The sequence below is a fragment of the Micromonospora sp. DSM 43699 genome (genome assembly GCF_055517075.1).
Map to the genome: position 1 here is coordinate 15,906 of NZ_JBTMMT010000038.1, position 19,795 is coordinate 35,700.

At 71.7% G+C, this 19,795-nt stretch carries 23 protein-coding genes; 12 read left to right on the forward strand and 11 right to left on the reverse strand.

Annotated elements, in window-relative coordinates:
- Positions 1-54: 54 nt before the first annotated feature.
- Entirely contained in the window at positions 55-1,254 is a 1,200-nt protein-coding gene (gene nadA / locus AC0AIB_RS18845; protein WP_328344225.1) for a quinolinate synthase NadA, read from the reverse strand.
- Between the two features lie 94 nt (positions 1,255-1,348).
- On the opposite strand from nadA, the gene AC0AIB_RS18850 reads away from it, so the two are divergent.
- The 4 genes from AC0AIB_RS18850 to AC0AIB_RS18865 all read left to right on the forward strand — a co-directional run bounded on the left by AC0AIB_RS18850 (position 1,349) and on the right by AC0AIB_RS18865 (position 4,625).
- A complete protein-coding gene (locus AC0AIB_RS18850; protein ID WP_328344228.1) occupies positions 1,349-2,485 on the forward strand; it encodes a glycerate kinase family protein in 1,137 nt (378 codons plus the stop codon).
- 185 nt (positions 2,486-2,670) lie between these two features.
- Positions 2,671-3,039, forward strand: coding sequence for an iron-sulfur cluster insertion protein ErpA (erpA, locus tag AC0AIB_RS18855; protein WP_091237771.1), 369 nt, complete (start codon positions 2,671-2,673; stop codon positions 3,037-3,039).
- A 111-nt stretch (positions 3,040-3,150) separates the two neighbouring features.
- Entirely contained in the window at positions 3,151-4,128 is a 978-nt protein-coding gene (locus AC0AIB_RS18860; protein ID WP_328344231.1) for a carbohydrate kinase family protein, read from the forward strand.
- Complete coding sequence (locus AC0AIB_RS18865; RefSeq protein ID WP_465097159.1) at positions 4,125-4,625, forward strand: P-loop nucleotide/nucleoside kinase family protein; 501 nt, start codon at positions 4,125-4,127, stop codon at positions 4,623-4,625. The genes AC0AIB_RS18860 and AC0AIB_RS18865 overlap by 4 nt, the downstream gene beginning before the upstream one ends.
- A gap of 79 nt (positions 4,626-4,704) precedes the next feature.
- Here AC0AIB_RS18865 and AC0AIB_RS18870 read toward each other — a convergent pair whose 3' ends face one another.
- Both AC0AIB_RS18870 and AC0AIB_RS18875 read right to left on the reverse strand, forming a co-directional pair.
- Positions 4,705-4,920, reverse strand: a complete 216-nt coding sequence (locus tag AC0AIB_RS18870; protein WP_465097160.1) for a DUF397 domain-containing protein — start codon at positions 4,918-4,920, stop codon at positions 4,705-4,707.
- Between the two features lie 16 nt (positions 4,921-4,936).
- Complete coding sequence (locus tag AC0AIB_RS18875; protein ID WP_465097161.1) at positions 4,937-5,785, reverse strand: helix-turn-helix domain-containing protein; 849 nt, start codon at positions 5,783-5,785, stop codon at positions 4,937-4,939.
- A gap of 103 nt (positions 5,786-5,888) precedes the next feature.
- Between AC0AIB_RS18875 and AC0AIB_RS18880 the strand changes: the two genes are divergently transcribed.
- The gene (locus tag AC0AIB_RS18880; RefSeq protein WP_465097162.1) at positions 5,889-6,191 is read left to right on the forward strand and encodes a hypothetical protein; all 303 of its coding nucleotides are present in this window, start codon (positions 5,889-5,891) and stop codon (positions 6,189-6,191) included.
- A 4-nt stretch (positions 6,192-6,195) separates the two neighbouring features.
- Here the strand turns inward: AC0AIB_RS18880 and AC0AIB_RS18885 are convergent, their stop codons facing one another.
- Together AC0AIB_RS18885 and AC0AIB_RS18890 are read right to left on the reverse strand one after the other, a co-directional pair.
- Positions 6,196-6,411: a sulfurtransferase TusA family protein gene (locus AC0AIB_RS18885; protein ID WP_465097171.1), complete on the reverse strand. Its 216-nt coding sequence runs from the start codon at positions 6,409-6,411 to the stop codon at positions 6,196-6,198.
- Positions 6,412-6,542: 131 nt separating this feature from the next.
- Entirely contained in the window at positions 6,543-7,694 is a 1,152-nt protein-coding gene (locus AC0AIB_RS18890; RefSeq protein ID WP_465097163.1) for a cysteine desulfurase family protein, read from the reverse strand.
- Between the two features lie 171 nt (positions 7,695-7,865).
- Between AC0AIB_RS18890 and ctaC the strand changes: the two genes are divergently transcribed.
- Positions 7,866-8,837: an aa3-type cytochrome oxidase subunit II gene (gene ctaC, locus AC0AIB_RS18895; RefSeq protein ID WP_328344243.1), complete on the forward strand. Its 972-nt coding sequence runs from the start codon at positions 7,866-7,868 to the stop codon at positions 8,835-8,837.
- 10 nt (positions 8,838-8,847) lie between these two features.
- Complete coding sequence (locus AC0AIB_RS18900) at positions 8,848-9,276, forward strand: cytochrome c oxidase subunit 4 (protein WP_328344245.1); 429 nt, start codon at positions 8,848-8,850, stop codon at positions 9,274-9,276.
- 854 nt (positions 9,277-10,130) lie between these two features.
- Here AC0AIB_RS18900 and AC0AIB_RS18905 read toward each other — a convergent pair.
- From AC0AIB_RS18905 to AC0AIB_RS18920, 4 genes are all read right to left on the reverse strand, one after another.
- Positions 10,131-10,340: a hypothetical protein gene (locus AC0AIB_RS18905; protein ID WP_328344247.1), complete on the reverse strand. Its 210-nt coding sequence runs from the start codon at positions 10,338-10,340 to the stop codon at positions 10,131-10,133.
- A gap of 243 nt (positions 10,341-10,583) precedes the next feature.
- Positions 10,584-11,630, reverse strand: a complete 1,047-nt coding sequence (trpD, locus tag AC0AIB_RS18910) for an anthranilate phosphoribosyltransferase (RefSeq protein ID WP_328344249.1) — start codon at positions 11,628-11,630, stop codon at positions 10,584-10,586.
- An 86-nt stretch (positions 11,631-11,716) separates the two neighbouring features.
- Positions 11,717-12,112: a hypothetical protein gene (locus AC0AIB_RS18915; protein ID WP_328344251.1), complete on the reverse strand. Its 396-nt coding sequence runs from the start codon at positions 12,110-12,112 to the stop codon at positions 11,717-11,719.
- A 176-nt stretch (positions 12,113-12,288) separates the two neighbouring features.
- On the reverse strand, positions 12,289-13,368 hold the full coding sequence (locus AC0AIB_RS18920) for a cytochrome c oxidase assembly protein (protein ID WP_465097164.1): 1,080 nt from the start codon (positions 13,366-13,368) through the stop codon (positions 12,289-12,291).
- Between the two features lie 109 nt (positions 13,369-13,477).
- Here AC0AIB_RS18920 and ctaE point away from each other — a divergent pair, with 109 nt between their 5' ends.
- The 5 genes from ctaE (at position 13,478) to AC0AIB_RS18945 (ending at position 18,605) form a co-directional block, all read left to right on the forward strand.
- Positions 13,478-14,077, forward strand: a complete 600-nt coding sequence (gene ctaE / locus AC0AIB_RS18925) for an aa3-type cytochrome oxidase subunit III (RefSeq protein ID WP_328344253.1) — start codon at positions 13,478-13,480, stop codon at positions 14,075-14,077.
- A 72-nt stretch (positions 14,078-14,149) separates the two neighbouring features.
- Positions 14,150-14,983: a cytochrome bc1 complex diheme cytochrome c subunit gene (gene qcrC, locus AC0AIB_RS18930; RefSeq protein WP_328344255.1), complete on the forward strand. Its 834-nt coding sequence runs from the start codon at positions 14,150-14,152 to the stop codon at positions 14,981-14,983.
- Positions 14,984-15,050: 67 nt separating this feature from the next.
- Entirely contained in the window at positions 15,051-16,136 is a 1,086-nt protein-coding gene (gene qcrA, locus AC0AIB_RS18935; RefSeq protein WP_465097165.1) for a cytochrome bc1 complex Rieske iron-sulfur subunit, read from the forward strand.
- Entirely contained in the window at positions 16,133-17,758 is a 1,626-nt protein-coding gene (qcrB, locus tag AC0AIB_RS18940) for a cytochrome bc1 complex cytochrome b subunit (protein ID WP_328344257.1), read from the forward strand. The genes qcrA and qcrB overlap by 4 nt, the downstream gene beginning before the upstream one ends.
- A gap of 166 nt (positions 17,759-17,924) precedes the next feature.
- Entirely contained in the window at positions 17,925-18,605 is a 681-nt protein-coding gene (locus tag AC0AIB_RS18945; protein WP_328344259.1) for a DUF4142 domain-containing protein, read from the forward strand.
- Between the two features lie 129 nt (positions 18,606-18,734).
- Here the strand turns inward: AC0AIB_RS18945 and AC0AIB_RS18950 are convergent, their stop codons facing one another.
- Both AC0AIB_RS18950 and AC0AIB_RS18955 read right to left on the reverse strand, forming a co-directional pair.
- Entirely contained in the window at positions 18,735-19,022 is a 288-nt protein-coding gene (locus AC0AIB_RS18950) for an Lrp/AsnC family transcriptional regulator (protein ID WP_067314680.1), read from the reverse strand.
- Between the two features lie 110 nt (positions 19,023-19,132).
- Positions 19,133-19,744 (reverse strand): hypothetical protein, encoded by a 612-nt coding sequence (locus AC0AIB_RS18955; protein WP_328344261.1) that lies wholly within the window; start codon positions 19,742-19,744, stop codon positions 19,133-19,135.
- Between the last annotated feature and the right edge of the window lie 51 nt (positions 19,745-19,795).

Here is a 19,795-nt window from a genome sequence, read left to right on the forward strand (position 1 = left end):
GAACGAACCGGGGAATCCGGTACGTTTCCGTACCTCGGTGGTGACCTTAGGTGATCAGGTGGCGGCGGGCGGCGGGGTGTCGGCACCCGGCAGCGCGAGCATCTGGTCCAGCGCCACCCGGGCGTGGTGCGCGGTGTCCGCGTCGACGGTGATCTGGTTGACCACCCGGCCGGCGACCAGCTCCTCCAGCACCCAGACCAGGTGCGGCAGGTCGATCCGGTTCATCGTGGAGCAGTAGCAGACCGCCTTGTCCAGGAACATGATCTGCTTGTCCGGGTGGGCCAGCGCCAGCCGGCGGACCAGGTTCAACTCGGTGCCGACCGCCCAGGCCGAGCCGGCCGGGGCCGCCTCGATCGCCTTGATGATGTACTCCGTCGAACCGACCTGGTCGGCGGCGGTGACCACCTCGTGCCGGCACTCCGGGTGCACCAGCACGTTGACCCCGGGCACCCGGGTCCGGACGTCGGTGACGCTGTCCAGGGTGAACCGGCCGTGCACCGAGCAGTGCCCGCGCCACAGGATCATCTTCGCGTCGCGCAGCTGCGCGGCGGTGAGCCCACCGTTCGGCTTGTGCGGGTCGTAGAGCACGCAGTCGTCCAGCGAGTAGCCCATCTCCAGCACCGCCGTGTTGCGGCCCAGGTGCTGGTCGGGCAGGAACAGCACCTTGGAGCCCTGCGCGTACGCCCAGTCCAGCGCCCGCTTCGCGTTCGACGAGGTGCAGACCACGCCGCCGTTACGGCCGACGAAGCCCTTGATGTCCGCCGAGGAGTTCATGTACGTCACCGGCACGGTGTCCGCCGCGACGCCCAGGTCGGTCAGCACCTCCCAGGCCCGCTCGACCTGCGACAGCACCGCCATGTCGGCCATCGAACAGCCGGCCGCCAGGTCGGGCAGGATCACCCGCTGCGCGTCGGTGGTGAGGATGTCCGCGCTCTCGGCCATGAAGTGCACACCGCAGAAGACGATGTACTCCGCGTCCGGGCGGGCCGCCGCCTCCCGGGCCAGCTTGAACGAGTCGCCTGTGACGTCGGCGAACTGGATCACCTCGTCGCGCTGGTAGTGGTGGCCGAGGACGAACACCTTCGTGCCCAGCGCGGCCTTCGCCGCCGTCGCCCGGGCCACCAGGTCCGGGTCGCTCGGCGCCGGCAGGTCTCCCGGACACTCCACGCCACGTTCGGTGGCGGGGTCGCTGCCGCGGCCGAGGAGCAGCAGCGCGGTCGCCGTGTTGGAGGGTTCCACCCAGGTCGAAGTCACGCCTTCATGGTCCCACAGCGGGCCGCCCGCACGACCGCTGCCGGTGTGGGCTGCCACACTGCTCCGCCCCGATGTGGCCTGCCACACTCTGGGCATGCGCGTGCTGCTCTGTCCGGACAAGTTCGCCGGCACCCTCGAGGCCCCCGAGGTGGCGGCCGCCGTCGCCGCCGGCTGGCGCGAGGTGGCCGACGCGGACGAGCTGCTGATCCGTCCGCTCGCCGACGGCGGGCCGGGCTTCGTCACGGTGCTCGCCGACGCACTCGCCGGCCGGCGGATCCCGGTGCCGACCGTCGACCCGCTGGGCCGCCCGGTCGGTGGTGAGATCCTGCTCACCGCCGACGGCGTCGGCTACCTGGAGAGCGCCCAGGCGTGCGGGCTGCACCTGCTGGCCGCCGCCGAGCGGGACCCGAAGGCCACCACCTCGTACGGCCTCGGCGCGCTGGTCACCGCCGCCGTCGAACACGGGGCCCGGACGGTGGTGATCGGGCTGGGCGGCTCCGGCACCAACGACGGCGGGGCCGGCCTGTTCGCCGCCCTCGGCGCGACCCCGCTCGACGACGCCGGTCGGGCCCTGCCGTACGGCGGTGCGGCGCTGACCGCCGTCGACGCCCTCGACGGGGTGCCCCGGCTGCGCGGGGCCACCCTGGTCGCCGCCACCGACGTGGACAACCCGCTGCTCGGCCTGCACGGTGCGAGCAGCGTCTACGGCCCGCAGAAGGGCGCCGACCGGGCCGACGTGCTGCTGCTCGACGCCGCGCTGGAGCGCTGGGCGGCGGTGCTGGAGCGGGATCTGCCCGGCTGCCCGCCCGGCCTGGGTGTGCTGCCCGGCGGCGGCGCGGCCGGCGGCCTCGGCGCGGCGATCCTGGCCCTCGGCGGGCGCTGCGAATCCGGCATCGACCTGGTCGGCCGGGCGATCGGGTTGGACGCCGCGCTCGACGACTGCGATCTGGTGATCACCGGGGAGGGGTCGTTCGACCACCAGTCGCTGCGCGGCAAGGTGGTCGCCGGGGTGGCCGGGGCGGCCCGCGACCGGGGGGTGCCCTGCGTGGTGCTGGCGGGCCGGGTGAGCACCGGCCGGCGGGAGGCCGCCTCGGCCGGGGTGACCGAGGCGTACAGCCTGGTGGAACACTTCGGCGGCGAGGAACGCGGCGGGGTGGCGGCGGCGATGGGCCGACCCGCCGAGGGGCTGCGCGCGCTCGGTGCCCGGCTGGCCCGCCAGTGGAGCCGCTGACCGGGCAAGCAGGTGGCAGGGTCGGGCGTGGGTCGGGCGTGGGTGGCCCGGGGCGGCGATCACGCCGGCCGGGTGGGGTCGGCCGGGGCGGCGTACCATCGGAGCTGGACCACACCGGGAATCACTGGGCGACGCGTGCTGTTGACCAGGGTGTCCGGACCCATACCGCGCAGGGAGATTTCCACGTGACCACGCCAGCGCAGACCGACTCGACCGAGGCCCAGGCCCCTACTTCCGTCGTCCTCACCGACGTCGCGGCGCAGAAGGTCAAGGCCCTGATCGAGCAGGAGGGCCGCGACGACCTGCGGCTCCGGGTCGCGGTGCAGCCGGGTGGCTGCTCCGGCCTGCGGTACCAGCTCTTCTTCGACGAGCGCTCGCTCGACGGTGACGTCGTCACCGACTTCGACGGCGTCGGCGTCGTGGTCGACCGGATGAGCGCCCCCTACCTGTCCGGGGCGACCATCGACTTCGCCGACCGGATCGACGCCCAGGGCTTCACCATCGACAACCCCAACGCGGGCAGCTCCTGCGCCTGCGGCGACTCGTTCAGCTGAGTCGCGATCCGTCGCGTCCGAGGGGGCCGTCCCGGCACGGGACGGCCCCCTCGTCGTGCGCGTCGGACCGGTAGGCTGACCCGCGCCGTGCTCCCGACCCCGAGGGTTGACATGAAGATCGCCGTGACCGGCTCGATCGCGACCGACCACCTGATGAGCTTCCCGGGTCGCTTCGCCGACCAGCTCATCGCCGACCAGCTGCACAAGGTGTCGCTCTCCTTCCTGGTGGACGACCTGGTGTTGCGCCGGGGTGGGGTGGCCGCCAACATCGCCTTCGGCATGGGGCAGCTCGGGTTGAGCCCGGTCCTGCTCGGCGCGGTGGGCGCCGACTTCGCCGACTACCGCTCCTGGCTGGAGCGGCACGGCGTGGACTGCGACTCGGTGCACGTCAGCGAGGTGGCGCACACCGCCCGCTTCGTCTGCACCACCGACACCGACATGTGCCAGATCGCCTCGTTCTACGCGGGCGCGATGAGCGAGGCCCGCAACATCGAGCTGGGCCCCGTCGCGGACCGGCTCGGCGGCCTGGACCTGGTCCTGGTCAGCGCGAACGACCCCGAGGCGATGATCCGGCACTCCGCCGAGTGCCGGGACCGCGGCTACGCCTTCGTCGCCGACCCGTCCCAGCAGCTCGCCCGGATGGACGGCGCGGACGTCGTCTCGCTGATCGACGGCGCCGAGTACCTGATGACCAACGACTACGAGAAGTCGCTGCTCCAGAGCAAGGCCGACCTCACCGACGCCCAGCTCCTGGAGCGGGTGAAGGTCCGGGTCACCACGCTGGGCAAGGACGGCGTCGAGATCGCCGGCCGGGGGGTGGAGCCGTTCCGGGTGCCGGTCGTCCGGGACGCCCGTGCCGTCGACCCGACCGGGGTCGGCGACGGCTTCCGGGCAGGTTTCTTCGCCGCCCTGTCCTGGGGGCTCGGTCTGGAACGCGCCGCCCAGGTCGGTTCGCTGCTGGCCGCCCTGGTCCTGGAGACCGTCGGCACCCAGGAGTACGACGTACGCCGCGACCTGTTCGTCAAGCGGCTGGCCGAGTCGTACGGGGACGACGCCGCCGAGGACGTTCGGCAGCACCTGGTGCCATGACGCAACTCCTGGTCGTCTTCGCCGGCCTGCCCGGGGTGGGCAAGAGCACCCTCGCCGGGCAGGTCGGCGTGGCGCTGGGTGCCCCGGTGCTGCCGGTCGACCCGATCGAGCGGGCGCTGGCCCGGCATGGGCTGACCGGCCACGGTTCGGGCCTGGTCGGCTATGACGCGCTGGCCGGGCTGGCCGAGGTGCAGCTCGGGCTGGGGACCAGCGTGGTGGTCGACGCGGTGAACCCGGTGGCCGGCGCGCGGGGGCTCTGGCTCGACCTGGCCGCGCGGGCCGGGGTGCCGCTGCGGCTGATCGAGGTCTACTGCGGTGACGAGGCGCAGCTGCGCCGCCGGGTCGAGGCCCGGCACGGGGCCGACCCGCTCGCCCCGACCTGGGAGCAGGTCCGACAGCGCGGCGAGGAGTACGAGCCGCTGATCGGCCCCCGGCTGGTGGTCGACACCACCATCGCGATCGACCCGCTCCCCGGCATCCTGTCCTACCTGACCTGAGCCGGTCGGCCGTGTCCCGGGCACCTGAGCCGGCAGGCCGTGTCCCGGGCACCTGATCCCGGTCGGCGGTGCCGGGAGGTCAGTCGGCTCGACCGGGGGAGCGGGGTGCGGGCGGCGCGGCGACGAACGCGGACCACTGGCGGGCGGGGAAGAGCAGCACCGGGCCGGAGCGGTCCTTGCTGTCCCGTACGGCCACCCGGTCGGGCAGGACGGCGCACTCCACGCAGTCGCCGTTGTTGGCGCTGCGGCTGCTGGTGTGCCAGCGGGCGGTGGTGAGGTCGTCGAGGGGGGACACGGTGGCCTCCAGGGGGTCAGGCCGCGCCGGCCAACTCCCTGATCAGCGCGCGTGACTCGGCGGGCGAGAGGGCGACCTGGCGCAGGTTGTCTGCCACCATGCTATAGGTCCGGACCCCGTCCGGGTCCTGCACGTACATCGCCCCGTCCAGCACCTCGGTGTAGGCGATCGGCCGGACGTTGGCGAAGTCCAGCAGGACGAACTTGCCCAGGGGCGTCGCGGCGTGCGGGCCGTCCTCGGGGCGGAGCACCTGCACGGTGACGTTCGGCAGCTCTGACATGGTGGCCAGGTGCCGGAGCTGCGCCCGCCGGGTCTCGTCGCCGTTGACCCGCAGCCGCAGTGCCGCCTCGCCGATCACCGCGTGCAGGGTGAGCGGGTCGTCGTCGGTGAGCCGCCGGGCCCGGTTCTGCCGGAAGGACACGAAGCGTTCGGTGTGGTCGGGGCGGACGAACCCGGTGCCCAGGGTCAGCGCCTGGGCGTACTCCTCGGTCTGGAGCAGGCCGGGGATGACCATGGACTCGAAGACGAATGCGCCGTCGGCCAGCCCTTCCAGCCCGACGTACGTCTTGAACCAGTCCGGCATCACCGCGGCCCAGGGCGCCCACCAGGTCTTGGCGTCGGAGCGGCCGGCCAGGGCGGTCAGCCGGTCGATCGCCGGCTGGTCGGCCCCGCAGGCGCGGAGCACGGCCGAGATGTCCTCGGGGAACTGCTGGTAGCGGCCGGTCTCCATGTGACCGAGCTTCGGCTTGCCGATGCCGGTGCTGGCGGCCAGTTCGGTGAGCGTCATCGGTGCCTCGCGGCGGTACCGACCCAGCTCGGCGCCGATCAGCCAGCGCAGCGCGGACGGATCCGTTCGCCTACCCATGATTGCCTCCAGATTCGTGTACCGACGAGAACATCATGGCGACAGGCCTTCCAAAGAGCAAGGATCGCGGCTATACGTATAGCAACGACTCTTGGAGGTGGTCATGTCCGACCCCGTGCTCCCGCCGCTCGGTACGCCCGAGGAGTTCCACCAGATGCTCGTCGACCTGGCGAACGAGTTCGCCCCACGCCGGTTCGCGATCGGTGAGGAGCACGGCGACCGGATCGACGGAGGGATCCTCGCCTGGGGCCTGGCGTTCCCCGACCGGGCACTGCTCTGCGGCGACCAGCAGGTTCCGGCCGGGCGTTTCGCCACCGCCGAGAGCGCGGTGCGGCTCCTCAGCCGCACCGGTCGCCGCCTCCGGCTGATCTGGATCGACGCGAGGCCGGTCGACACCTGCGTCTGACGGGTCAGCGGGCGCGGCGTACCTCGTAGCCCGGTCCGTCCGGGACGGCGGCGACGAACTCCTGGCCGCGCATCCGGCACCAGGCGGGGATGTCCACGGCGGCGGCCGGGTCGTCGGCGAGCACCCGCAGCACCGCGCCGATGGGCAGCTCGGGCAGCCGACGGGCCAGCGCGATCACCGGCAGCGGACACCGCTGCCCCCGACAGTCCAGCACCTCCACCGCCCCGGCCCCGCCGCCGCCGGTCCCGGTCGGACGGCCATCCGGCCCGGAGGCGGCGGCACCCGACCCGGTCGCTGCCCTGTGCGGTCCGGCCGGGGTGCTGTCCGTCCCGGCCGGGTCGGTCGGGACGGTCACAGGCCCACCACGCCGGCGTCGGCGCGCAGGTCGGCGACGATCCCGGGCAGCTCGGCGAGGAACCGCCCGACGTCCGCCTCGGTGGTGTCCCGGTGCAGCGAGACCCGGACGTTGCCGTGCGACAGCACCCCCATCGCCTCCAGCACGTGCGACGGGCGCAGCGTCGAGGACGTGCAGGAGGAACCGGAGGAGACGGCGAAGCCGCGCCGGTCCAGCGCGTGCAGCAGCACCTCGCCGTCGACGTACAGGCAGGAGAAGGTCACCAGGTGGGGGAGCCGGTCGACCGGGTCGCCGACCACCTCCACGTCCGGCACCTCGGCGGCGACCCGGGCCCGGATCAGGTCCACCAGCGGGGTCAGCCGGGCCGCCTCGGCCGCCGCGTCGGCCGCCGCCGCGCGCAGGCTCGCCGCTGCCGCCACCACCGCCGGCAGGTTCACCACCCCGGGGGTACGCCCGAACTCCCGCTCGTCGGCCGGCCACGGCGACTCCCAGCGGGTGCCCTTGCGGACCACCAGCAGCCCGACGCCGGGCGGACCGCCCCACTTGTGCGCGCTGGCGGTCAGCACCGACCACCCGTCCGGCACCGGCACCCGGCCGACCAGTTGGGCCGCGTCCACGTAGAGCGGCACCCCGGCGGCGGCGCAGGCGGCGGCGGCCCCGGCGACCGGCTGGACGGTGCCCACCTCGTGGCTGGCCCCGATCAACGCCGCCAGCGCCACCCCGGGGGAGTGCACCGCCGTCGACCAGGCGGCAAGGTCGAGCCGGCCGAGCCGGTCCACCGGTACGGAGGTCGCGGTGCCGCCGGTCGCCACGTGCCGTTCGGCGGCGTGCAGCACCGCCGAGTGTTCGATCGCCGAGTGCACCAGGGTGTCGCCGCTGCGCTGCCGGCCGGCCAGGCCACCGAGCACGGCGGAGTGCGCTGCGTGCGTACCGCTGGGGGTGAAGGAGAGTTCGTCGGGGCGGACGCCGAGGGTGGCGGCGGTGGCCTCGCGGGCCGCGTCGAGGAGTTGGGCGGCCCGGCGGGCCCGGCTGTAGAGGCGGGCGGGGTCGGCCCAGCCGTCGTCGAGGGCCGCCAGCAACGCCTGCCGGGCGACCGGGTGCAGCGGCGCGGCGGTGGCCGCGTCCAGGTAGACCGGGTGGGCACTCACGGCTGATGACGCTATCGCGTCAGGATCGGCAAGATCCCCCCGATGGGGTCGGACAGCGACCCCAAGACGGTCGAGCCCGCCATGGTCGAGTAATCTGCGACCGTCGGTGACGCCTTTGCCGTCGGTGCTGATGGAAAGCCCCACCGCGGCGCGCTAGGGAGGCAGGACCAGGTGGTCGCAAGGAGTTCGGAGGTACGGCCGTCGGCCGTACGGCACAGCGCTTCCCCCGGAGCCGGTGAGCGTCGGCGGCGTGGTGCTGGCCGGCTCGCCGGGCTCGGTCTCGGCGGAGCTGCGCTGCTGGTTCTGCTCACCGGGTGTGACGTCGGCCGCTCGGTCGACGGCTTCGGCTGGCCGCAGGGCGGCATCACCCCCGAAGCGCACCGGATGTACGACCTGTGGATCGCCTCCTGCATCGCCGCCCTGGCGGTCGGTGTCTTCGTCTGGGGCCTGATCTTCTGGTGCGTGGTGCGCTACCGCAAGCGCGGCAACGAGCTGCCGGTGCAGACCCGTTACAACCTGCCGATGGAGTTCCTCTACACCATCGCGCCGATCCTGATCGTCTCGGTCCTCTTCTACTACACGGCGGTGGTCCAGACCGACGTGGTGCGGACGACGAAGAACCCGGATGTCACCGTCGAGGTCGTCGCCTTCAAGTGGAACTGGCAGTTCAACTACCGCGACGGCCAGGGCACCGAGGCCAACACCGTGGCGTCGGTGCTGGGCACCAGCGAGGTCATCCCGGTGCTGGTGCTGCCGACCGACCGGTCCATCCGGTTCGAGGAGACCAGCCGCGACGTCATCCACTCCTTCTGGGTGCCGGAGCTGCTGTTCAAGCGCGACGTGATGCCCGGCAAGATCCGTAACGTGTTCGAGGTCTCCAAGCTGGAGTCCGAGGGCGCGTACGTGGGCCGCTGCGCCGAGCTGTGCGGCAGCTACCACGCCTTCATGAACTTCGAGCTGCGGGTGGTCTCCCCCGAGGCGTACGACCAGTTCCTGGCGGCCAAGCGGGACGGCAAGTCGACGCAGGAGGCGCTGACCGCCATCGGCCAGGACCCCTACGCGAAGACCACCCAGCCGTTCGACACCCGTCGCAACAAGGACAACTTCAACCCGGACGGCGCGTCCGCGGGCGCGGGAAACTGAGGTATCCGGCATGAAGACCGAGTGGCGTATCTTCCTCATCATCGCCGGGTTCCTCTTCGGCGCGACGATCCTCTACGGCGCCTGGACGTACGGCGACTCCGGCGGCCAGGTCGAATGGGTCGGCACGGTGGCCCTGCTGCTGTCCTTCCTGCTCTGCGCGATGTGCGGTGGCTTCTTCTGGTTCGTCTCCCGCCGCATCGACCTGCGCCCCGAGGACCGGCCGGACGGCGAGATCGCCGACGGCGCGGGCGAGATCGGCTTCTTCAGCCCCGGCAGCTACTGGCCCTTCGGCTTGGCGCTGGCTGCCGCGCTCGCCGGCCTGGGTCTGGTGTTCTGGCAGTTCTGGCTGCTCGGACTGGGTTTGGTGTTGGTCATCTTCGCCGCCTGTGGCCTGCTCTTCGAGTACTACTCCGGTACCCGCCGCACCGCCGAGCACTGACCCCCGCTCGCCCCGTCGCGCACCGGTCCCGCTTGTCCTGCTCGCCCCGTCGCGCACCGGTCCGAACTTCGGACAGGCCCGCCTCCCACCTGGGAAGCGGGCCTGTTTTCGCTGTCCCGCAAGATGATCGACTCCGGTGGGTCGACGTAGCGGTATTCCCGTGACGTGATACCGCTGTTTCGGCTCATGCGAGTGGATCAACCACACCTCGCGCGCGGCGTCTCGAAGACTGCGGGGTAGGGAGTACTCGTTCGCGTCCTGTAGAGCTGATGACGTAGACGACTCAGCAGCAACCACGGGATCCGTTAGGCGTGCCGCTGCCCGTGGGTGCACCCTGCCGTGCTGCGGGGCCCTTCCGCGCCGGTCCGGGAGACTGATGCGCGCCGGCCCGGTGGAATATGGGAGAGCATCACGGGATCGACGGTCAGGAACCCATCGCCAGGCGGGTGATGCGTCTACGTCATCAGGTCCAAAGGACGCGAGTGTGATCCCATCACCTGGCCGGAACACGCAGGTCGCAGGCGACCGTCGCGCCCGAGTGCTGTCGATCGGCGACAGGCACCGGTCGACGGCGACGCCGGGAGAAGCACGGTGCGCCGGTTGATATCACTGTCGACCCGACCACCGGACGGGCGCCGACCGAGCACGAGCGGTCGGCAGGAATGGTGCACAGTGGGGTGCCCCGGCTCGCAGGCGCGAATCAGTGGCCGGGGCGGTGCGCCATCGTTGTGGCGGTCGGACGGGGACCGAGGGGGCCGGGAGCCAGTTTCGGCGGCGTGGCGGCGTGGCGGGACCGAGGTGGGCCGGGAGCCAGTTAAGGCGGCGTGGCGGGACCGAGGGGGCCGGGGAGCCAGTCAGGCGGCGTGGCGACCGGGCGCTGGCGGGCGGCGACGACGGCTGGCCAGGCGGGTGGCCTGGAAGGCGAAGGTCGCGATCAGCACCGCCGTGCCGCAACCGGTGCAGAGCAGTTCAGGGCAGTCGACGCCGTGACCATCGGGGCACGGCGGCATCTCGAACGGCTGGACGCCCTCACAGGTGTCGCAGTAGAGCTCGCGGTCCGACACGGGCGTCTCCTCTCGCTCCGGAACCCGCCGATGGACATCGCCGCCATCACCGGAAACGGAAAATTACTCCCATGTAGTTTCCCACGCCCCTACGACACTTCCCCGCCACCCCGCCACCCCGCCACCCCGCCACCCCGCCACCGTGGCACCGGGCCTGTGCGCCACTGGTCATCCCGCCATGCCGCACCCCCGGCGCTGGGCGCGCGGGGTGGGCGGGGCAGGTGGGTGGGCGGAGGGAGTGGGTCAGAGGGAGCGGGCGACGTCGACCCAGCGGTCCAGGACCGCCGCTGCCGCCCCCGAGTCGACTGACTCCGCGGCGCGGGCCATGCCGGCGCGTACCGCCTCGGTGAGGTCGCCGTCCAGCGGGGTCTGGGTGGCCAGCGCGACGGCGGCGTTGACCAGGACGGCGTCGCGTACCGGACCGGTCCCGCCGGCCAGCAGCCGGTGGGCCACTGCGGCGTTGTGCGCGGCGTCACCGCCCCGCAGGTCGGCCAGGGTGGCCCGGGGTACCCCGAGATCGGCCGCGTCCAGCACGGCCTCCCGTACGGTGCCCTGCTGGGCCACCCAGACCCGGGTGGGCGCGGCGGTGGTGAACTCGTCCAGGCCGTCCTCGCCGCGCATCACGATCACCGAGTCGCCCCGGCGAGCGAAGACCTCGGCCATCACGGGGGCCATCCGGGCGTCGAAGCAGCCGACCGCGCCGGCGTGTGGCCGGGCCGGGTTGGTCAGCGGGCCGAGGAAGTTGAACGCGGTCGGCACGCCGATCTCCCGGCGGACCGGGCCGGCGTGCCGGTACCCGGGGTGGAACCGGGGCGCGAAGCAGAAGCCGATGCCGGCCTCGGTCACGCACCGGGCCACCTGCTCGGGGCCCAGATCCAGCGGTAGGCCGAAGAACTCCAGCAGGTCGGCGGTGCCGCACAGCGACGAGGCGGCCCGGTTGCCGTGCTTGACCACCGGGACGCCGGCACCGGCCACCACCAGTGCGGTCATGGTCGAGATGTTGACCGTGTGGGCGAGGTCACCCCCGGTGCCCACCACATCGATCGCGGTGCGCCGCAGCTCCTCCGGCAGGGTCACCGGCACCGAGTTGTCGAGCATCGCCTCGACCAGACCGGCCAGTTCGGCCGAGGTCTCACCCTTGGCGCGCAGCGCGACCGCGAAACCGGCGATCTGCGCCGGGCCGGCGGCACCGGCCATGATCTCGTTCATCGCCCAGGTGGTGTCGGCGGTGGACAGCTCGTCGCCGCGCAGCAGCGCGTTGAGCAGGTGCGGCCAGGTCCGTTCGCCCATGATGGGCCTCCCGAGCGGGCGTGGGGGTGCGGGTGGACGGTGCGCCCGTCACCCCGGGCGCCTGGGCGCCGCCGAGTGCGTCCGACTCAGGCGGCGGCGTGCGTACGCAGCAGCTCGGCGACCGTGGTGCCGGTGGTCACCGGGTCGAGCGGGTGCATCAGCACGCCGTCGACCTGCGCGTACGAGGCGAGCCATCGGTCGGCGGCACGGGCGATGACCACGCAGGTGGGCGGGGCGTCCTCCCGGTCGTCCTTGATCTGACGGGCGATGCCCAGGCCACCGCCGGGGCTGGCCTCGCCGTCGAGCAGCATCAGGTCGATCTCGTAGTCGTCGACCAGCCGGACACAGCCGAAATAGTCGGACGCCTCGACGAACTCGATCTTCAGCCCGGGCGCGGGGCGGGTGCCGACGGCCAGCCGCATCCGGTCCCGGACCTGCGCGTCGTCGCTGTAGAGCAGGACGGTGCAGAGACGCTCGCTCATGCCGACACTCCGCTTCGCTCCGTGCCGTGATGAGGCACCGTCGCACTGAGCCTGACTCGCTCGCTGCGCACACTCATGGGCTGTACTCCTCGTTGCTGCCCGCTGATCCTACCGGGCGGTGTGGCGTACCCGACATCCCGCCTGCCGGCTCCCGGCGGACCGGCCGTCGCGGCAGCTCAGAGCGGGTTTCCGGGGGTCGCGGCGGTGGCGGCCGGCGGACCTGCCGGCGGGGTGGTCCCGGCGTCGGGACTGGCGGTGGCCACGGCGGCGGGGGTGGCGGCGGGGGTGGCGGCGGTGGGGATGGCCTCGGCCTCGGCGGCGCGGTCGCGGGCCTCCTGCCGGTCCAGCTCGCGGTCCACCCGGCGGGCCTCCCGCTCGGACTGCTTGACCCACTGCACCACCAGCACCGCGATCATCGTCACACTGACGAACTCGCCGCCGGCCCAGAGGATGCCCCCGGCGACCACCTGGTCGTTGCGCGGGTCTGACCAGGCCAGGCCGAGCGACGGGTACCAGTCGCCGCCGAACAGGGTGGTGCTCTGCATGATGGTGAGCCCGAGCACGGTGTGGAACGGCACCGACAGCAGCATCAGCAGCGCCCGCGCCGGGTACGGCCAGCGGCCGGGCAGCGGGTCCAGGCCGAGCAGCGGCCAGAAGAAGACGCAGCCGGTCATGATGAAGTGCGCGTGCACCAGCTCGTGCGCCCAGGCGTGTTCGAGGGTGTAGCGGTACAGGTCGGTGAAGTAGAGCGCGAACGGGTTGACCACGAAGATGGTGAACGCCACAAGCGGGAAGCTGTAGACCCGGGCGATCCGGCTGTGCACGACCGCCAGCAGCCGTTTGCGGGGGCCGACCGGCAGGGTGCGCAGGGCCAGGGTGACAGGTGCGCCCAGGGCCAGGAAGATCGGCGCGATCATCGACAGCACCATGTGCTGCACCATGTGCACCGAGAGTAGGGCGGTGTCGTAGGCGTGCAGCCCGCTGACCGTGACCGCGGCGATGCCGCCCAGGCCCGGCCCGAGGAAGCAGACGGTACGCACGACCGGCCAGCGGTCCCCGCGCAGCCGCAGCCGGTAGACCCCGTAGAGGTAGAGGCCGGCGGCGAGGACCAGGCCCAGGGCGAGCCAGCTGTCCAGCCGGGTCTCGGTGAAGACCCGGGTGATGTCGAACGGCGGCGGTACCTCGACGCCGCCCGCCGCGAGGCTGGTGGGCGGGGTCGCCGAGGTGGCGGCGAAGATCGAATCGACGTGCAGCACGCTTTTCAGGCTAGGCCAGGCGAACCGGACCTCCACGATCGGGCCATCCCTCACCCGGGTTTTGGCCCCCCGCTGATCGCCCGCCCCGGTCAGGGGCAATAATGACCGCGTGACTGCGGCCCCAGCCATTGACAAGAGCCGGATCCACTCTCTGACGCGGCCCAACATGGTCAGCGTCGGGACGATCGTGTGGCTCTCCAGCGAACTCATGTTCTTCGCGGCGCTGTTCGCGATGTACTTCTCGATCCGCGCGGCGGCGCCGGAGCAGTGGGAGAAGCACACCGAGGTACTCAACATCCCCTATGCGACCACCTTCACGGTGATCCTGGTGCTGTCCTCGGTGACCTGCCAGCTCGGTGTCTTCGCGGCCGAGAAGGGTGACGTCCACGCCCTGCGACGCTGGTTCACGCTCACCTTCGTGATGGGCCTGATCTTCGTGCTCGGCCAGGCGAACGAGTACCTCACCCTGGTCCACGAAGGCGTGAAGATCAACGAAGACGGTTACGGGTCGATGTTCTACCTGACCACCGGCTTCCACGGCCTGCACGTGACAGGCGGTCTCATCGCCTTCATCATCTTCATGGTCCGCACCACCATGGGCCGGTTCACCCCCGCCCAGGCCACGTCGGCGATCGTCGTGTCGTACTACTGGCACTTCGTCGACGTCGTGTGGATCGGGCTCTACGCCATGATCTACTGGCTTCAGTGATCTTGGCGTGTCACGTTCCGCGCCGCTGCTCCGTCCCCTGAGACAAGGTCCAACCGGTTAAGGACACAGGTCATGACTTCTGACAACGACCGCCGACGCGGTCTGCTCGCGCGCCTGCGCGGGCGGCCCGCAGCGCGCAGCAGGGGCCGCCGCCGGCTGGGCGCGGCGTTCCGGCTGATCGCCGCGCTGACGCTGGCCGGCGGCGCCTACACCGTCTTCGCCCCGGGCGTGCAGGCGCAGGAAAACCCGCCGCTGACCGGTGCCGCGGCCGAGGGCCGGGCCCTGTTCGACGTGAGCTGCGTGACCTGCCACGGCCGTAACGCCCAGGGCGTCGAGGGTCGTGGCCCGAGCCTGATCGGTGTCGGCTCCGCCTCGGTGGAGTTCCAGGTGGGCAGCGGCCGGATGCCGATGGCCCGGCAGGAAGCGCAGGCCATGCGCAAGCCGCCGGTCTTCACCGACGAGCAGGTTCGCCAGCTCGGCCAGTACATCCAGGAGCTCGGCGGCGGCCCGCAGGTCCCGCAGGGCAACCTCCGCGAGGGCGCCAACCTGGCCACCGGCGGCGAGCTGTTCCGGATCAACTGCTCGCAGTGCCACGCCTTCGGTGGCGGCGGCGGCGCGCTCTCCTCCGGCAAGTACGCCCCGAGCCTGGCGCCGGCCAGCGACGCGCAGATCTACGCCGCGATGCTCAGCGGCCCGCAGAACATGCCGGTGTTCGGCGACAACCAGATCACCCCGGAGCAGAAGGCGGACATCATCGCCTACATCCAGGAGTCGCTGAAGGCCGACCAGGACCAGGGCGGTTTCAACCTCGGCCGGTACGGCCCGTCCACCGAAGGTCTGGCGATCTTCCTGGTGGGCATCGTCGCGCTGGTCTTCGCGAGCCTGTGGATTGCGGGCAAGTCGTGACCGACCGGATCGTCAACAGCATTGCCGTGGTGCCGGGCGCCGGCACCGCCCGTAGCGAGGTGACGGCATGAGCACCCAGACCGAGCAGCACGCCCCGCAGGGTCGGGAGCCGCTCGACGTCCACGACCCCCGACTCTCCCGGTTCGACATCGTCACCGAGGGGGCCCGGCGGGACGACATCGAGATCGTCCACTACGAGGAGCAGGTCGTCCCGGGCAGCAAGGCCGAGCGCCGGCTGACCCGTACGGTCGCGGCGATGTTCCTGCTCACCGGCCTGGCCGCCACCGCGTTCCTGGTCGTCTACATCTGGTGGCCCTGGGAGTACGAGCCGGGCCGTGGTGGCGACAAGTGGTACACCCCGCTGCTCGGCCTCACCCTGGGCCTCGCCCTGCTCGGCGTCGGCTTCGGCATCCTCACCTGGGGCAAGAAGCTGCTGCCCAAGGAGGTCTCGATCCAGGACCGGCACGACGGTCCCGGGTCCCCGGAGGACCGGAAGATCACCGGTGAGACCATGCGGTACCTCGCCGACGAGATGGGGGTACGACGTCGTCCGCTGCTCGGCGTCTCGCTGGTCGCCGGTCTGCTGCCGGTCGGTGCGGTCGCGGCGGCCCCGCTGGTCGGTGGCCTGATCTCCAACCCGCACAAGAACAACCAGATGTTCACCACCGGCTTCGCGCCGGCCGACGGCAAGAAGATCCGGCTGGTCCGCGAGGACGGTCGGCCGATCCGCCCGGCCGACGTCAGCGCCGGCGGTCAGCTGACCGTCTTCCCCGGCATCGAGCACGGCGTGAGCAACAAGCACGCCGACTCGCCGACGCTGCTGATCCACCTGCGGGAGACCGACGCGGAGAAGTCCCGGCAGGCCAACTCGCGGGTCGGTCACGGTGACTTCATGTGGGGCAACTACGCGGCGTACTCCAAGATCTGCACCCACGCCGGCTGCCCGGCGAGCCTCTACGAGCAGCAGACCAACCGGCTGCTCTGCCCGTGTCACCAGAGCCAGTTCCTGATCACCGACAACGCCCGCCCGGTCTTCGGCCCGGCGAGCCGGCGGCTTCCCCAGCTGCCGATCGAGGTGGACGAGGAAGGCTTCTTCGTGGCGAAGTCCGACTACACCGAAACCGTCGGCCCCGACTTCTGGGAGCGGCCATGAAGCGCCGAAAGTTTGACGTAGCAGCGGTGCCGGGCAAGGCCGCCGGGGGAGTGGACGACCGCTTCCAGGTCGCCACCCCGTTACGCAAGCTGCTCAACAAGGTCTTCCCGGACCACTGGTCGTTCCTGCTCGGCGAGATCGCGCTCTTCTCGTTCGTCGTGCTGCTGCTGACCGGTGTCTTCCTGACCTTCTTCTACGAGCCGGCGATGACCGAGGTGGTCTACAACGGCAGCTACGCCCCGCTGCGGGGCACCCCGATGTCCGCCGCGTACGCCTCCAGCCTCGACATCTCGTTCGATGTCCGGGGTGGTCTGATCATGCGGCAGATGCACCACTGGTCCGCGCTGCTGTTCATGGCCGCGATCGTGGTGCACATGATGCGGGTCTTCTTCACCGGCGCGTTCCGCAAGCCGCGGGAGACCAACTGGATCATCGGCTCACTGCTGTTCTGGGTCGGCTTCCTGGCCGGCTTCTCCGGCTACTCCCTGCCGGACGACGGTCTGTCCGGCACCGGTCTGCGGATCGCCTCCGGCATCATGCTGTCGATCCCGGTGGTCGGCTCCTGGGTCACCTCGTCGATCTTCGGTGGCGAGTTCCCCGGTGAGATCATCATCAGCCGGTTCTTCATCGCCCACGTGCTGCTGATCCCGGGTCTGCTGGTCGCGCTGATCAGCGCCCACCTGGGCCTGGTGTTCAAGCAGAAGCACACCCAGTGGCCCGGCCCCGGCCGGACCAACGACAACGTGGTCGGCGAGCGGATGTTCCCCCGCTACGCGCTCAAGCAGGGCGGCTTCTTCATGGTCGTCTTCGGCGTGATCGCGCTGATGGGTGGTCTGTTCCAGATCAACCCGATCTGGTACTTCGGCCCGTACGAGGCATGGGTGGTCTCGGCCGCCAGCCAGCCCGACTGGTACGTCATGTTCCTCGACGGCTCGACCCGGCTGATGCCCGCCTGGGAGATCAACATCCCGATCGGCGACGGGTACGTCATCCCGCCGCTGTTCTGGCCGACTGTCGTGCTGCCGGGCATCCTGGTCGGGCTCTCCACGCTCTACCCGTTCGTGGAGGCACGGCAGCTCAAGGACCACCGGCACCACAACCTGCTGCAACGGCCCCGGGACGTCCCGGCCCGGACGGCGGTGGGCGCGATGGCGGTCGCCTTCTACATCGTGCTGACCCTCTCCGGTGCCAACGACGTGATCGCCGACAAGTTCCACATCAGCCTGAACGCGATGACCTGGGCGGGCCGGATCGGCCTGCTGGTGATCCCGCCGCTGGCGTACTACGTCGCGTACCGGATCTGCCTCGGGCTCCAGCAGCACGACCGGGAGGTGCTGGCCCACGGTGTGGAGACCGGCATCATCCGGCGCCTGCCCGACGGCCGGTTCGAGGAGATCCACCAGCCGCTCAGTGCGACCGACGACCACGGACACGCCGAACTGGACTACGTCGGCTGGGTGGTACCCAAGAAGATGAACCGGCTCGGGGCGCTCGGCCCGGCGATCCGGGGCTTCTTCTACCCGATCGAGAAGCCGGTCGAGGCGCCGGTCTCGCCGGGGCACCCGCCTGTGGAACCCCGCCCGGAGCGGGAGGAGATCGGCAGCGGCGAGTCCCGCCGCTGACCTCCCCGATCCGTTCGACCGAGGCGCCCGCCGGAATCCTCCGGCGGGCGCCTCGTCCGTTTCCCGGGCAGGCGGGCCGGAGTGACCGGACCCCAATGGGTGGAAGCACAGGATTAACCCCCGCCAGTCGGGTATCCGTGCGGTCCAACGGAAACGGGGAGGGAACATGTTGGGTATCAAACGCCTGGGACTGCTGGCCACGCTGGTGGTGGTCGGTCTGGCGCCCGCGGCCACCGCGCAGGCCGCTGCACAGCCGTCGGCGCAGGACACCCAGTACCTGCAGGCGGTGCACCAGGTGAACCTGGCGGAGATCGTCACCGGGAACCTGGCCCAGAAGAAGGGGCAGAACGAGCAGGTCAAGCAGTTGGGGCAGCAGTTCGTCACGGATCACACCCAGCTCGACCAGACGGTGCAGAACACCGCGCAGCAGCTGAACGTGACCCTGCCGAACGCGCCGACGGCCGACCAGCAGAAGGTGATCGACAAGCTCAACGGCCTCAACGGCGCCGCGTTCGACAAGGCGTGGGTGACCGCTGAGCTGGCCGGTCACGTGCAGGCCATCCAGGCCACCCAGACCGAGATCTCGCAGGGTTCCGAGCAGTCGGTGGTCCAGCTGGCGCAGGACGCGCTGCCGGTGTTGCAGGCGCACTACGACGCGCTGGTGGCCCTGGCCCAGGAGTTGGGCATCCCGGTCCCGCAGACCAGCGCCAGCGGCACCGCGAGCCCCGGTGGCAGCGGCACGCCGGCCCCGGGTGGCACCACGGAGTCCCCGGCACCGGGTGGCACCAGCACCGAGTCCCCGGCTCCGGGCGGCCCGACCGAGACGCCCGCGCCAGGCAACAGCTGACGTCTCGTACCACCTGATGGTGGCCGGTCCCCAGCGGGCCGGCCACCATCGTGCGCGCCGGTTGCCGGCGGTGTGGGCCGGTTGCCGGCGGCATGGCCGGTCGGTGCCGGCGACCGCCGGCGGTGCGGGTCAGTCGGCGCTGGCCAGACCGATCGCGAACGCCTCCTCCAGGTCGTGCTGGGAGTAGGCACGGAAGGCGATGTGCGACTCGGTGCCGAGCACCCCGGGCACCTTGGAGATGCTGCCCGCGATGACCTGGGCGATCTGCTCGAACTCCCGGACCCGGACGATGGCGATCAGGTCGACGTGCCCGGCCACCGAGTAGACCTCGCTGACTCCGGGCAGGTTGGCCAGGTTCTCGGCCACCTCGGGGATCGAGTCGGTGGCGCAGTCGATCAGGACGATCGCGGTGATCACTTGACGATTCTCCGTTCGTCGTGCCCGGCGCGATGCCGGCCTGGCGTCGCTGACCATGCTAGTGCCGCACCCCCGGCGTCTCCCGGTCGTCCCCGCCCGGGCGGCGCGGGTCAGAGCAGCATGGTGCGCGGGTCGGCGGCCATGGCGCGCAGCCAGCCGGCGGCCTCCGCCGCCCCCGGGCAGCGGGCGGTGTCCAGCGCGGCGGCCAGGGCGTACATCTCGGGAGGTGGGATGAGCAGGCCCTCCCGGCTGCGCAGCCCCAGCTTGACCGTGCCTGTGTCGGCGCTGACGGTGAGCACCGGCGTCCGGGTGACCGCGCCGGTGGCGACCAGCCCGCCGTCGCTGGACACGCCGGTCTGCGCGATGGCCGCGGCGCGGAGTGTCACCGACCGGGCGGCCCGCAGGTCGACGGTCCGGGCGGCGAGGTTGACCACGGTGAGCCGGCTGCCCTCCAGCCGGGCCCCGGCCCGGACGATGCTCGTCACCAGCAGGCCGATGAGGAGCATGACGAGCCCGGCCACCAGGAGCGCGACGAGCGCCGGTACCGCCGGGTTGCCCCCGGTGTCGCCGACCGACGCGTTCAGGCCGGTCCCGGCGACGGCGCCGACACATCCGCAGCCGATCGTCAAGATGGTGCCCAGCACCAGCAACGAGACGATCCGGCTGGTGCGGCTGGACTGGTAGCCGACCGACAGGGCGATCCGGGGCGGGTGCGGTTGCATGGTGGTGATTGTGGCAGCGGTGATCAATCTCCGCCGGGTACGGCCGCCACC

Excerpts from the sequence above, each read along its gene's own strand:
- AC0AIB_RS18880 (WP_465097162.1), top strand. The coding sequence starts at position 5,889 with ATGTCCGACCCCGTGCTCCCGCCGCTCGGTACGCCCGAGGAGTTCCAC.
- AC0AIB_RS18865 (WP_465097159.1), top strand. The coding sequence starts at position 4,125 with ATGACGCAACTCCTGGTCGTCTTCGCCGGCCTGCCCGGGGTGGGCAAG.
- qcrB (WP_328344257.1), top strand. The coding sequence starts at position 16,133 with ATGAAGCGCCGAAAGTTTGACGTAGCAGCGGTGCCGGGCAAGGCCGCC.
- AC0AIB_RS18945 (WP_328344259.1), top strand. The coding sequence starts at position 17,925 with ATGTTGGGTATCAAACGCCTGGGACTGCTGGCCACGCTGGTGGTGGTC.
- AC0AIB_RS18860 (WP_328344231.1), top strand. The coding sequence starts at position 3,151 with ATGAAGATCGCCGTGACCGGCTCGATCGCGACCGACCACCTGATGAGC.
- AC0AIB_RS18900 (WP_328344245.1), top strand. The coding sequence starts at position 8,848 with ATGAAGACCGAGTGGCGTATCTTCCTCATCATCGCCGGGTTCCTCTTC.
- trpD (WP_328344249.1), bottom strand. The coding sequence starts at position 11,630 with ATGGGCGAACGGACCTGGCCGCACCTGCTCAACGCGCTGCTGCGCGGC.
- AC0AIB_RS18955 (WP_328344261.1), bottom strand. The coding sequence starts at position 19,744 with ATGCAACCGCACCCGCCCCGGATCGCCCTGTCGGTCGGCTACCAGTCC.
- AC0AIB_RS18850 (WP_328344228.1), top strand. The coding sequence starts at position 1,349 with ATGCGCGTGCTGCTCTGTCCGGACAAGTTCGCCGGCACCCTCGAGGCC.
- AC0AIB_RS18915 (WP_328344251.1), bottom strand. The coding sequence starts at position 12,112 with ATGAGCGAGCGTCTCTGCACCGTCCTGCTCTACAGCGACGACGCGCAG.
- qcrA (WP_465097165.1), top strand. The coding sequence starts at position 15,051 with ATGAGCACCCAGACCGAGCAGCACGCCCCGCAGGGTCGGGAGCCGCTC.
- AC0AIB_RS18875 (WP_465097161.1), bottom strand. The coding sequence starts at position 5,785 with ATGGGTAGGCGAACGGATCCGTCCGCGCTGCGCTGGCTGATCGGCGCC.
- qcrC (WP_328344255.1), top strand. The coding sequence starts at position 14,150 with ATGACTTCTGACAACGACCGCCGACGCGGTCTGCTCGCGCGCCTGCGC.